This window comes from Pseudomonas sp. SMSB3 (assembly GCF_052041965.1).
Lineage (GTDB): Bacteria > Pseudomonadota > Gammaproteobacteria > Pseudomonadales > Pseudomonadaceae > Aquipseudomonas.
Genome location: NZ_JBKGGV010000011.1, coordinates 68,676 through 81,071 on the forward strand (window position 1 = coordinate 68,676; position 12,396 = coordinate 81,071).

The following is a 12,396-nucleotide window of genomic DNA, read 5'->3' on the forward strand; positions in this document are numbered from 1 at the left end:
GGTGTTTGCTGCATTTACCACTGGTGCGAACCCTGTTCAAAAATCTAGGCGGTCAGTGAAGCCCGTTGGGGCTGCTTGGCAGCCCATCGCGACGCAAGGCCGCTGCCACAGGCCCGCCGACCTCGGATCACAGCACTGCTTTTGGATAAGAGCCCAGCACTTTCAGCGCCACGGCCTCCTGGCTGATCTGCTCCAGCACCGCCTTGATCAACGGGTCACGGTGATGGCCGACGAAGTCGATGAAGAACACGTAGGTCCACTTGCCGCTGCGTGACGGACGGGTCTCGATGCGGGTCAGGTCGATGCCGTTTTCGTGGAACGGCACCAGCAGTTCGTGCAGGGCACCTGGCTTGTTGCTCATCGATACGATGATCGACGTCTTGTCGTCGCCCGTTGGCGGCACTTCTTGCTGCCCAATCATCAAGAAGCGCGTGGAGTTGTCCGGGCGGTCCTCGATCTTTTCCGCCAGGCGGGTCAGACCGTACAGATTGGCCGCCATGTCGCCAGCAATCGCCGCCGAGTTCCACTCGCCCTTGACCCGCTTGGCCGCTTCGGCGTTGCTGGAAACCGCCACGCGCTCAACGTTCGGGTAATGGGCGTCCAGCCACTTGCGGCACTGGGCCAGGGACTGGGCGTGGGAATAGATGCGGGTAATGCTGTTGGTCTTGGTGTTCTCGCCCACCAGCAGGTGGTGGTGGATACGCAGCTCGACTTCGCCGCAGATCACCATGTCGTGCTCGAGGAAGCTGTCCAGGGTGTGACTGACCGCACCCTCGGTGGAGTTCTCGACCGGCACCACGCCGAAGTTGACGGCCCCGGCCGCCACTTCGCGGAACACTTCATCGATGGCAGCCATCGGCCGACTGACCACGGCATGACCGAAATGCTTCATCGCCGCCGCCTGGGTGAAGGTGCCTTCAGGGCCGAGATAGGCGACCTTGAGCGGCTCTTCAAGGGCCAGGCACGAGGACATGATCTCGCGGAACAGCCGCGCCATCTCTTCATTGCCCAGCGGACCCTTGTTGCGCTCCATCACCCGCTTGAGCACCGCAGCTTCGCGCTCGGGACGGTAGAACACCGGCTTCTCGCCCTCCGGCAGCGAGGCGGTCTTGACCCGCGCCACTTCTTCGGCGCAGCGGGCGCGGTCGCTGATCAGCTCGAGGATCTTCTCGTCGAGGCTGTCGATGCGCACGCGCAGGGCTTTGAGTTCCTGTTCGGACATCAGCCGTGCTCCTTCTCGAATTCGGCCATGTAGGCGACCAGTGCTTCCACCGCTTCAAGGCCCAAGGCGTTGTAGATCGAGGCACGCATGCCACCCACCGAGCGGTGACCCTTGAGGTTGAGCAGGCCACGCGCATCGGCACCGGCCAGGAAGGCCTTGTCGAGGCGCTCGTCGGCCAGGCGGAATGGCACGTTCATCCAGGAACGGGCGTTGTGGCTGATCGGGTTGGTGTAGAACTCGCTGGCATCGATGAAACCGTACAGGCGGTCTTTCTTGGCGCGGTTGCGCTGCTCCATGGCCTCGACACCGCCCTGCTCCTTGAGCCACTCGAACACCAGGCCGGAGAGGTACCAGGAATAGGTCGCCGGGGTGTTGTACATCGAGCCGTTGTCGGCGGCGATCTTGTAGTCGAGCATGGTCGGGCAGCTGCTGCGAGCATGGCCGATCAGGTCTTCGCGCACGATCACCACCACCAGGCCGCTGGGGCCGATGTTCTTCTGGGCACCGGCGTAGATCATGCCGTACTGCGAGACATCGATGCCGCGCGACAGAATGTCGGAGGACATGTCCACGACCAACGGCACGTCACCGGTCTGCGGCACCCAGTCAAACTGCAGGCCGCCGATGGTTTCGTTGGAGGCGTAGTGCACGTAGGCGGCGTTGTTCGTCAGCTGCCATTCGTTCTGCCCAGGAATGGCCAGGTAATCGTAGGGCTTGGCGCTGGCGGCCACGTTGACGCTGCCGAAGCGACGCGCTTCCTCGATGGCCTTTTTCGACCAGATACCGGTTTCGATGTAGTCGGCGGTGCCGTTTTCCGGGAGCAGGTTCAGCGGAATTTCGGCGAACTGCTGGCTGGCGCCGCCTTGCAGGAACAGCACCTTGTAGTTGGAGGGGATGGACAGCAGGTCACGCAGGTCCTGCTCGGCCTTCTCGGCGATGGCCACGTAGTCGTCGCTGCGATGGCTCATCTCCATCACCGACAGGCCCTTGCCGTTCCAGTCCAGCATTTCGGCCTGGGCGCGCTGCAACACAGCGTCAGGAAGCGCGGCTGGGCCTGCGCAGAAGTTAAAGGCTCGTTTGCTCACATCCACTCTCGCTCTGCCAAATGGTACTAAATCGTTGTTGCACACACCGCGCTGCTAAAACCAGGTGATAGCGGCCCTACTCAGTCAAACGGGGCGACCTTGGTCGCCCCGTTCGGGTTTTACGCTTGCTTACTCTTGCGGAGCCTCTTCGGCACCGGCAGCGTCGTCGTTGTCTGGCGCTTGAGCCTCGACGCCCTCCTCGTCCGTCTCGAGCAGCTCGTCGAGTTCCTCCTCGGACGGCTCCTGGATCCGCTCCAGCCCCACCAATGTCTCGTCGCTGGCGAGCTTGATCAGGGTCACGCCCTGGGTATTTCGACCCAGGCTGGAGACTTCACCCACGCGGGTGCGCACCAATGTGCCCTGGTCGGAGATCAGCATGATCTCCTCGCCTTCCTGCACCTGGATGGCGCCGATCAGCAGACCGTTACGCCCCTTGGTACCCATGGCGATCACGCCCTGGCCACCGCGACCGCGACGCGGGAACTTCGACAGCGGCGTGCGCTTGCCGAACCCGCGCTCGGAGGCGGTGAGGATCTGCGCACCGGACTCGGGGATCAGCATCGAGATGATCTGCTGGCCCTTGCCCAGCTTCATACCGCGCACGCCACGGGCGGTACGGCCCATCTGACGCACCACGCTTTCGGCGAAGCGGATCACCTTGCCGGCGTCGGAGAACATCATGACTTCCTTGGCGCCGTCGGTGATCGCCGCTGCGATCAGGGTGTCGCCTTCCTTGAGCTTCAAGGCGATCAGGCCATTGGAGCGCGGACGGGCGAACTGCACCAGCGGGGTCTTCTTCACGGTACCTGACGCGGTGGCCATGAAGATGTAGGCGCCGGTTGGCTCGGCTGCCCACTCTGGGGTGTCGCCGTCTTCTTCGTCGATCTCTTCAGGCTCGACGATTTCGCCTTCGAGCACGCCTTCGATGACGCCGTCATCACCGTCTTCGAGCTCTTCGTCAGGGTCGGCTTGCTGCTGCAGGGCCTCGAGGTCGATCTGCAGCATGGCGGTGATGCGCTCACCTTCTTCCAGCGGCAGCAGGTTGACCAGCGGGCGACCGCGGGCGGCGCGGGAAGCTTCGGGAATGTCGTAGGTCTTGAGCCAGTACACCTTGCCCTTGCTGGAGAACAGCAACAGGGTGGCGTGGCTGTTGGCGACCAGCAGGTGCTCGATGTAGTCCTCGTCCTTGACCCCAGTGGCCGACTTGCCTTTGCCACCCCGGCGCTGGGCCTGGTAGGCCGACAGCGGCTGGGTCTTGGCATAGCCGCCGTGGGAGATGGTCACCACGCGCTCTTCTTCGGGGATCATGTCGCCGTAGTTGAGGTCGTGACGGGCATCGAGGATTTCCGTGCGACGGGCATCGCCGTATTCGGCGCGGATGGCTTCGAGCTCTTCGCGGATCACTTCCATCAGGCGCTGGGCGCTGTTGAGGATGCGGATCAGCTCGCCGATCTGCTCGAGGATCTCCTGGTACTCGGCCAGCAGCTTCTCGTGCTCCAGGCCAGTCAGGCGGTGCAGGCGCAGGTCGAGAATGGCCTGGGCCTGCTCCGGCGACAGGTAGTACTTGCCGTCACGCAGACCGTATTGCTCGGGCAGGTCCTGCGGGCGGCACGACTCGGCGCCGGCACGCTCGACCATCACTTGCACGGCACTGGATTCCCAGGCCTGGGCGATCAGCGCTTCCTTGGCTTCCGACGGCGTCGGCGAAGCCTTGATCAGGGCGATGACCGGGTCGATGTTGGACAGCGCAACCGCCTGGCCTTCGAGGATATGGCCACGCTCGCGAGCCTTGCGCAGCTCGAACACGGTACGGCGGGTCACCACTTCGCGGCGGTGACGGACGAACGCTTCGAGCAGGTCCTTGAGGTTGAGCAGGCGTGGACGACCGTCGATGAGGGCCACCACGTTGATGCCGAACACGCTCTGCAGCTGGGTTTGCTGGTAGAGGTTGTTGAGCACCACTTCCGGCACCTCACCGCGACGCAGCTCGATGACGATGCGCATGCCGTCCTTGTCGGACTCATCGCGCAGCTCGGTGATACCTTCGATCTTCTTCTCTTTGACCAGCTCGGCGATCTTCTCGATCAGACGCGCCTTGTTCAGCTGGTACGGCAGCTCGGTGACCACGATCTGCTGGCGGCCACCGACCTTGTCGATGTCCTCGATCTGCGAGCGGGCGCGCATGTAGATGCGGCCACGGCCGGTGCGGTAGGCCTCGATGATGCCCTGGCGACCGTTGATCATGCCCGCGGTCGGGAAGTCGGGACCGGGGATGTACTGCATCAGCTCGTCGACGGTGACATCGGGGTTGTCGATCAGCGCCAGGCAGCCGTCGATGACTTCGCCGAGGTTGTGCGGCGGGATGTTGGTCGCCATGCCCACGGCGATACCGCTGGAACCGTTGACCAGCAGGTTGGGGATACGGGTCGGCATGACCGCCGGGATCTGCTCGGTGCCATCATAGTTGGGCACCCAGTCCACGGTTTCCTTGTGCAGGTCGGCCAGCAGCTCGTGGGCCAGCTTGGCCATGCGCACTTCGGTGTATCGCATCGCTGCGGCGTTGTCGCCGTCGACCGAACCGAAGTTGCCCTGACCGTCGACCAGCAGGTAGCGCAGCGAGAACGGCTGGGCCATACGCACGATGGTGTCGTAGACCGCAGTGTCGCCGTGCGGGTGGTACTTACCGATCACGTCACCGACCACACGGGCGGATTTCTTGTACGGCTTGTTCCAGTCGTTGCCCAGTTCGCTCATTGCATAGAGGACGCGACGATGCACGGGCTTCAAGCCATCACGCGCATCGGGCAGCGCTCGCCCGACAATCACGCTCATCGCGTAGTCGAGGTAAGACTGTCTCAGTTCGTCTTCGATATTGACCGGGAGGATTTCTTTGGCCAGTTCGCCCATGAGAAGCCTGATTCCTTTTTCTGGTGAAACTTCGCAGCTCCATCAAGGGCCGAACGAAGCTCGTTGCCGCAGCGCATAAGGTGCGACGACTTACGACAAATCAATGAGTTGTTGCATGGATCTGCGCAATGAAGACCGCCTGTGTGAGCGGTCTTGGAAACTGCCGGATGTTACCACAAAGCCGGGGCGGTGGGGAGATGTGGCAGGTGGCCGCGAACCGGTATCGATCCAGCGCGCCGCCCTTGGCTTGTGCGTACCAGGGACGGCACCCAGCCATCAATGCAGGCGCTTGCGGCACACCAGCTGGGCCAGCTTGGCGGCATCGGGCCGCTCGACGATGCCGCGTTCGGTGACGATCACGTCGATCAGGTCTGCCGGGGTCACGTCGAATACCGGATTGAATGCCTGCACCGGCGGCGCCACGCGGGTGCCAGCGTAGTCGAGCAACTCATCGGCCTCGCGCTCTTCCAGGGCGATATCCTCGCCGCTGGCCAGGTTCAGGTCGATGCTGCTGCTCGGCGCCACCACCATGAAGCGCACGCCATGGTGCATGGCGCCGACAGCCAGCTGGTAGGTGCCGATCTTGCTGGCGACATCACCATTGGCAGCGATGCAGTCGGCGCCGACCACCACCCAGGTGATGCCCTTGGTCTTCATCAGGTGAGCCAGCGCCGAGTCGGCGCACAGGGTCACCGGGATGCCTTCGTTGGCCAGCTCCCAGGCCGTCAGGCGCGAACCCTGCAGCCAAGGCCGGGTTTCGCCGGCGTACACCCGCTCGACCATGCCTTCGAGGTAGCCCGCGCGGATCACCCCCAGGGCGGTGCCGATACCACCGCTGGCCAGGGCGCCGGCATTGCCGTAGGTGAGCAAGGTCTGCTCATTGCCCTGGTGCCGGCGGATCAGCTCGATGCCGTACTGGGCCATGGTCAGGTTGGCCTCGCGATCGCTTTGATGGATGGCGATGGCTTCTGCCTCCAGCGCTGCCAGCGGGTCTTCTGCGCCACGCAGGCGCTGTAGACGCTCGCGCATGCGGTTCAGCGCCCAGAACAGGTTGGCAGCGGTCGGCCGAGCTTCGGCCAGGCTGAGAAAATCCTCTTCCAGGTCCATCTCCCAATCGCCGCCTTCAGCCAGGCGCTCTTCGAGGGCCAGCACCAGGCCATAGGCGGCGGCGATGCCGATGGCGGCAGCGCCCCGCACCGCCATGTCGCGAATCGCTGCCACCACCTGCGCGACATTGTCGCAGGTCAACCAACGCTCCTGCGACGGCAACAGGCGTTGGTCGAGCAGGTGCAGGGCGCGGCCTTGCCAGCGCATCCCGGTCACCTTCTCCGCCGCCAATAGTTGCTCGCGCATCGCCTCTCCCCGTCGTTTGGATATCAAAAGCGGGCGATTATAGCGACCCTGGGCCGCAGACGCTCGGGTATACTGCGACCCTTTGGAGCGCAAGCTACGAGCCACAGCCTGCAAGAAACCGCCGAACGCGCGCCAACCCGTCTTTTCTTGCCGCTTGCAGCTCGCCACTTGCCGCTCAGACTCCGTTCCAGAGGATTGTTCAATGAGCAACGTCGATCACGCAGAAATCGCCAAGTTCGAAGCCTTGGCCCACCGCTGGTGGGACCGTGAAAGCGAGTTCAAGCCCCTGCACGACATCAACCCGCTGCGCGTCAACTGGATCGACGAGCGCGTCGCCCTGGCCGGCAAGAAAGTCCTGGACGTCGGTTGCGGCGGCGGCATTCTCAGCGAAGCCATGGCCCTGCGCGGCGCCACCGTCACCGGTATCGACATGGGCGAGGCGCCCCTGGCAGTGGCCCAGCTGCACCAGCTCGAATCGGGCGTCGAGGTGGATTACCGGCAGATCACCGCCGAAGCGCTGGCCGACGAGATGCCCGGGCAGTTCGATGTGGTCACCTGCCTCGAGATGCTCGAGCACGTGCCTGATCCGTCCTCGGTGATCCGCGCCTGTCATCGCCTGGTCAAGCCCGGCGGCCAGGTGTTCTTCTCGACCATCAACCGCAACCCCAAGGCCTACCTGCTGGCGATCGTCGGCGCCGAGTACATCCTCAAGATGCTGCCGCGCGGCACCCACGACTTCAAGAAATTCATCCGCCCTTCCGAGCTGGGCGCCTGGAGCCGTTTGGCCGGGCTCGAGGTCAAGGACATCATCGGCCTGACCTACAACCCGCTGACCAAGCACTACAAGCTCAGCAGCGACGTCGACGTCAACTACATGATCCAGACCCTGCGCGAGGAATGAGCATGCGTTTGCGAGCGGTACTCTTCGACATGGACGGCACCTTGCTCGACACGGCGCCAGACTTCATCGCCATCTGCCAGGCCATGCTGGCCGACCGCGGCTTGCCGGCGGTCGACGGCCAGTTGATTCGCGGGGTGATCTCCGGCGGTGCGCGCGCCATGGTGGCCGCGACCTTCGCCATGGACCCTGACGCCGAGGGCTTCGAGGCCTTGCGCCTGGAGTTTCTCGAGCGCTACCAGCGTGACTGCGCGGTGCACAGCAAGCTGTTCGATGGCATGGCCGAGCTGCTGGCCGATATCGAAAAAGGCAACCTGCTGTGGGGCGTGGTCACCAACAAGCCGCTGCGCTTCGCCGAGCCGATCATGCAGCGCCTGGGCCTGGCCGAACGTTCGGCCCTGCTGATCTGCCCCGACCATGTAAAAAACAGCAAGCCCGATCCTGAACCACTGATCCTGGCCTGCACTACCCTGAAGCTGGACCCGGCCAGCGTACTGTTCGTCGGTGACGATCTGCGCGACATCGAATCCGGGCGCGATGCCGGCACCCGCACCGCCGCCGTGCGCTACGGTTACATTCACCCGGAGGACAACCCGAACAACTGGGGTGCCGACGTAGTGGTGGACCATCCGCAAGACCTGCGCAAGGTCATCGACGGCGCCCTCTGCGGTTGCTGATACCTCCAAAGTGGCAAGTGGCGAGCTGCGACCTGCACGTGAAAAGCTGCAGTCACCAGCGCTTTCATCGTGCAGCTCAAGGCCACTTGCAGCTCAAGCCAAGGACAGAATCATGTTCGACTATACCGCGCGTCCCGACCTGCTCGCAGGGCGCATCATTCTGGTAACCGGCGCTGGCCGGGGGATCGGCGCTGCAGCGGCCAAGGCCTATGCAGCCCTGGGCGCAACCGTACTGCTGCTGGGCAAGACCGAAGCCAACCTCAACGAAGTCTACGACCAGATCGAAGCAGCCGGGCATCCGCAGGCGGCGGTCATTCCGTTCAACCTCGAGACTGCCCTGCCTCACCAGTACGACGAGCTGGCGGCGATGATCGAAACCCAGTTCGGTCGCCTCGACGGGCTGCTCAACAACGCATCGATCATTGGCCCGCGCACGCCGCTGGAGCAGCTGTCCGGCGACAATTTCATGCGCGTCATGCACATCAACGTCAACGCCACCTTCATGCTGACCAGCACACTGCTGCCGCTGCTCAAGCTTTCCGAGGACGCCTCGGTGGTGTTCACCTCCAGCAGTGTCGGGCGCGTGGGGCGGGCTTACTGGGGCGCTTACGGGGTGTCGAAGTTCGCCACCGAAGGGCTGATGCAGACCCTCGCCGACGAGCTTGAAGGGGTGGCGGCGGTGCGCTCCAACAGCATCAACCCGGGCGCCACCCGCACCGCGATGCGCGCGCAGGCGTATCCGAGCGAGAACCCGCAGAACAACCCGCTGCCGGAGCAGATCATGCCGGTGTATCTGTACCTGATGGGGCCTGACAGCAAAGCCGTCAACGGCCAGGCGTTCAACGCCCAGTAGCAGCATAAAATAACTGGGGCCGCGAATGCGGCCCCAGTGGCGTTCAACCAGCGGCCAAGGCCGGGCGCAGGCGACCTTGCTGCTGGCCCTGCTGCCCCTCCAATTGCATGCACCGCTCCAGGAACAGGTACATGCAGTCGTAGCTCTTGCAAATGGCCTTGCGCAGTTCGTTGCGCAGCCCCTGGGTCGGGTTCTCACCGGCCAGCGTGCAGATGATCTCCAGCGCCTCCCACGGATGCGCATCATCGTACTGGGCGTGCATCTTCAGCCATTTCATCGCGCGCTTGCGCTGGTCTTCCGGGAAACCCATGGCGTAGGTGTCGTCGGCGCAGACCACAGCCGACCATTCACCGGTCGCGCCTTCGATCGCATAGTTGGTCGCCGCCATGGCGATGGCCAGCGACTCGGTGGCGCACACGCGCCAGCACCAGTCATTGAGGCCATTGAGTTCCGGCGGCACATCCTGCGCCTGCAGGTCGTGCACGTGCACGCCATGGGCATGGCACCAGTTCACCCAATAGTCGGCATGGTTGAGCTCGACCCGGATGTTGCGCATCAGCCAGCGCCGCGCCATGTCCTCGCCAGGGTGGCGGGCATAGCGGGTCTTGGTCAGGTTGTGGGCCATGTACAGGGAAAACTGCTCGACCACCGGCCAGCCACCGATCAGGTACTGGCGGATGGTCGACTGGCGCAGCTGGCCATCGCGCAGGCGCTGGTAGAACTCATGTTCGACCACTCGGCGCTTGCTCTCTCGGCAGTCCTCGATCAACTGCTGGGCCCACTGGGGATAGCTGGCCGGGTCCATCAAGGGCCCGATACGTACGAATGCATCAATCACTTTCAGCTCCTTGATCCTTGTGATTTAGCGGACGTGTTATCAGCGAAACGTACCAGGCGCCCGGTGCAACAAGGGCCGCGCGGCAATCCGTTGGCGCTGCAGACTGTCGCAGGTGAACACCTGCGGTCTTTCGATCAGATAGCCCTGGGCGTAGTCCACGCCGATCTCCTGCAAGGCCTGCTCGATCAACGGTGTTTCAACGAACTCGGCAATGGTCCGCTTACCCATGACGTGGCCGATGTGATTGATCACCTCGACCATGGCACGGTTGACCGGGTCGTCGAGCATATCTTTGACGAAACTTCCGTCGATCTTCAAGAAGTCGACAGGTAAATGTTTCAAATAGGCGAATGACGACATTCCGGCACAGAAGTCATCCAGCGAGAACTTGCAGCCTAGTCCCTTCAATTCATTGATGAAGCGAATCGCGCTGCCGAGGTTGGCGATGGCGCTGGTTTCGGTGATCTCGAAGCAGATCATGCGCGGCGGAATGTCGAACTCGACGAACAAGCGTTGCAGATAGTCGAGGAACTTGTCATCGCCGATGCTCGACCCGGACAAGTTGATGGCGCACATCGACAACGGCCCCTCGCGCTCCTGGTCCAGGCACTGGCGAATGACTTCGAACACGCTGCGCACCACCCAACGGTCCAGGGCAGTCATCAGCCCGTAACGCTCGGCGGCGGGAATGAAGCTGTCCGGCAGGATGGTCCGCCCGCTTTCGTCGTGCAGGCGCAGCAGGATCTCGATATGGCCAGCGCCGTCCATGGGCGTCAGCGCAGCGATCTCCTGGCAGTACAGACAGAAACGGTTTTCCTCGAGGGCGACGTGCAGACGCTGGATCCAGGCCATTTCGCCAAAGCGCATGGACAATTCGCTGTCGTCGGCGTGATAGACCTGCACGCGGTTGCGGCCCTTCTCCTTGGCCATGTAGCACGCCATGTCGGCAGCACGCAACGACGCCTCGAGCGTGCCAGGGGCTTGCGGCATGTGCACCAGGCCGATACTGACGGTGGTCACGAACGGCCTGCCTTTCCACACGAAGTGCAGGCTCTGCACGGACTGGCGCAGGTTTTCGCCGATGCGTTCAGCCTGGTCGGGCGGGCAGTTCTCGAGCAATACGCCGAACTCGTCACCGCCCAGGCGGGCCAGGGTATCGCCTTCGCGCAGCGCCGATTGCAGCACCGCGCAAATGTGCCGGAGCAGCTCGTCACCGGCTGCATGGCCGCAGGTGTCATTGACCAACTTGAATTGATCGAGGTCGAGGAACATCAGGGTATGCCGCGCACTTTGCCGCGCCAGGCCGTTGAGCGCCTGCTCCAGGCGGTATTCGAACTCACGGCGGTTGGCCAGCCCGGTCAGGGCATCGTGGGTAGCCTGCCAGGACAGGTTGGCGATGTACTGGCGCTCCTGGGTCATGTCGTGCAGCACCAGCACGATACCGGCGACCTGGCCGTTGTTGATGATCGGCGAGCCGACCAGGTTGACCGACACCGTGCTGCCGTCCAGGCGCTGGATCAGCCGTGCATGTTCGGCGCCGCCCATGAGGCTGCCGCTGAGCACCTGCTCCACCAAGGTGCAGCCAAGGCCCTGCTCCTGCTCGTCGAGCAGGTTGAACAAGGCCCCCAGCGGCAAACCGAGGGCTTGGCCGGACTGCCAGTGGGTCAATTGCTCGGCTGCAGGGTTCATGTAGACGATATTGCCGTCGACGTCGGCAGTGATGACGGCATCGCCAATCGATTCGAGGGTGATCTGCGCCCGTTCCTTCTCGGCCTGCAGGGCGCTGGCGAATGCCTGACGCTGGGCCAGCAGCTTGCTCGAGCGGCGCCAGGCGATGGCGATCAGGAACAGCGCGGTGAGCAGATTGGTGAACAGCAGTACGCGCAAAAGCATCCGCGAGCCCTCGCCAAGGGCGTCGCTGAAGGCTTTTGCCGCCGGGGTCACGCCTTCGTTGATGGCAACGATGCGGCCTTTCCATTCATCGAGCCGAGCGCTGCCGACCTGGCCGGCGGCAAAGCCTGCGTGCATCTCGCGGGCGAGCACATCGAGCTTGAGCAGAAATTCATCGCCAATGTTCCAGTAGTCGATGGCGGTCTGCATGTAGCTGATCTGGCGGAAGTTGCGGTAGAACCAGATGATGCGCTCGACGTCGTCAGGGTGGTTGCCCCCGCGCAGCACCGCCTGGCGAGCGCCTTCGATGTCGGGATCCGGTTGATCGAGCAACTGGCGCACTTCGTGATCGCCCTGGGGCACGCTCATGGCCTGGCGATAGCGCTGGTAGGTACGCTCGTCGCGGTCGTCGGCATACAGGTTGAGGTAGTAGATGGCGTCTTTCTGCGCCTTGGACCAAAGGCTTTCGCCGGCCACGTAGGCACGAACCGCCGATAGCGCGTAGAGGCTGAGGCTACCTAGCAGCACCTGCAACACCACCACGGCGATGAAGGGCCAGATGATACCTATCAACCTTGGCGCTTCTTGAGTGCGATTTCCCTTCATTTAGTCCCTGTCGCAGAGCAGATAAGACCCAGAATCAACCCAGACAAGCACAGCGTAGCTCAGAACG

At 63.3% G+C, this 12,396-nt stretch carries 9 protein-coding genes; 3 read left to right on the forward strand and 6 right to left on the reverse strand.

From position 1 onward, the window contains the following. Nucleotides 1–127: 127 nt before the first annotated feature. The 4 genes from pheA to mtnA all read right to left on the reverse strand — a co-directional run bounded on the left by pheA (nucleotide 128) and on the right by mtnA (nucleotide 6,567). Nucleotides 128–1,222 (reverse strand): prephenate dehydratase, encoded by a 1,095-nt coding sequence (pheA, locus tag ACLEJW_RS17865; protein WP_145192180.1) that lies wholly within the window; start codon nucleotides 1,220–1,222, stop codon nucleotides 128–130. After that, nucleotides 1,222–2,307, reverse strand: coding sequence for a 3-phosphoserine/phosphohydroxythreonine transaminase (gene serC, locus ACLEJW_RS17870; RefSeq protein WP_145192183.1), 1,086 nt, complete (start codon nucleotides 2,305–2,307; stop codon nucleotides 1,222–1,224). Before serC ends, pheA begins: the two co-directional genes overlap by 1 nt. A 129-nt stretch (nucleotides 2,308–2,436) precedes the next feature. Then, nucleotides 2,437–5,214, reverse strand: coding sequence for a DNA gyrase subunit A (gyrA, locus tag ACLEJW_RS17875; protein ID WP_313296003.1), 2,778 nt, complete (start codon nucleotides 5,212–5,214; stop codon nucleotides 2,437–2,439). Between the two features lie 276 nt (nucleotides 5,215–5,490). Beyond that, complete coding sequence (gene mtnA, locus ACLEJW_RS17880; protein ID WP_145192189.1) at nucleotides 5,491–6,567, reverse strand: S-methyl-5-thioribose-1-phosphate isomerase; 1,077 nt, start codon at nucleotides 6,565–6,567, stop codon at nucleotides 5,491–5,493. 202 nt (nucleotides 6,568–6,769) lie between these two features. On the opposite strand from mtnA, the gene ubiG reads away from it, so the two are divergent. The 3 genes from ubiG (at nucleotide 6,770) to ACLEJW_RS17895 (ending at nucleotide 8,995) form a co-directional block, all read left to right on the forward strand. Continuing rightward, the gene (ubiG, locus tag ACLEJW_RS17885) at nucleotides 6,770–7,468 is read left to right on the forward strand and encodes a bifunctional 2-polyprenyl-6-hydroxyphenol methylase/3-demethylubiquinol 3-O-methyltransferase UbiG (RefSeq protein WP_313296000.1); all 699 of its coding nucleotides are present in this window, start codon (nucleotides 6,770–6,772) and stop codon (nucleotides 7,466–7,468) included. A 2-nt stretch (nucleotides 7,469–7,470) separates the two neighbouring features. After that, nucleotides 7,471–8,142, forward strand: coding sequence for an N-acetylmuramic acid 6-phosphate phosphatase MupP (gene mupP, locus ACLEJW_RS17890; RefSeq protein WP_313295998.1), 672 nt, complete (start codon nucleotides 7,471–7,473; stop codon nucleotides 8,140–8,142). Nucleotides 8,143–8,254: 112 nt separating this feature from the next. Beyond that, the gene (locus ACLEJW_RS17895) at nucleotides 8,255–8,995 is read left to right on the forward strand and encodes a YciK family oxidoreductase (RefSeq protein WP_145192198.1); all 741 of its coding nucleotides are present in this window, start codon (nucleotides 8,255–8,257) and stop codon (nucleotides 8,993–8,995) included. 43 nt (nucleotides 8,996–9,038) lie between these two features. On the opposite strand, the gene ACLEJW_RS17900 is transcribed toward ACLEJW_RS17895, so the two are convergent. After that, on the reverse strand, nucleotides 9,039–9,833 hold the full coding sequence (locus ACLEJW_RS17900) for a TenA family transcriptional regulator (RefSeq protein ID WP_313295996.1): 795 nt from the start codon (nucleotides 9,831–9,833) through the stop codon (nucleotides 9,039–9,041). Nucleotides 9,834–9,872: 39 nt separating this feature from the next. Beyond that, nucleotides 9,873–12,329, reverse strand: a complete 2,457-nt coding sequence (locus ACLEJW_RS17905; protein WP_145192204.1) for an EAL domain-containing protein — start codon at nucleotides 12,327–12,329, stop codon at nucleotides 9,873–9,875. Nucleotides 12,330–12,396 lie beyond the last annotated feature (67 nt).

What these genes read in the sequence shown, in the direction of transcription:
- mtnA (WP_145192189.1), bottom strand. Translation starts at nt 6,567, where the DNA reads ATGCGCGAGCAACTATTGGCGGCGGAGAAGGTGACCGGGATGCGCTGG.
- gyrA (WP_313296003.1), bottom strand. Translation starts at nt 5,214, where the DNA reads ATGGGCGAACTGGCCAAAGAAATCCTCCCGGTCAATATCGAAGACGAA.
- mupP (WP_313295998.1), top strand. Translation starts at nt 7,471, where the DNA reads ATGCGTTTGCGAGCGGTACTCTTCGACATGGACGGCACCTTGCTCGAC.
- ACLEJW_RS17905 (WP_145192204.1), bottom strand. Translation starts at nt 12,329, where the DNA reads ATGAAGGGAAATCGCACTCAAGAAGCGCCAAGGTTGATAGGTATCATC.
- pheA (WP_145192180.1), bottom strand. Translation starts at nt 1,222, where the DNA reads ATGTCCGAACAGGAACTCAAAGCCCTGCGCGTGCGCATCGACAGCCTC.
- ACLEJW_RS17895 (WP_145192198.1), top strand. Translation starts at nt 8,255, where the DNA reads ATGTTCGACTATACCGCGCGTCCCGACCTGCTCGCAGGGCGCATCATT.
- ubiG (WP_313296000.1), top strand. Translation starts at nt 6,770, where the DNA reads ATGAGCAACGTCGATCACGCAGAAATCGCCAAGTTCGAAGCCTTGGCC.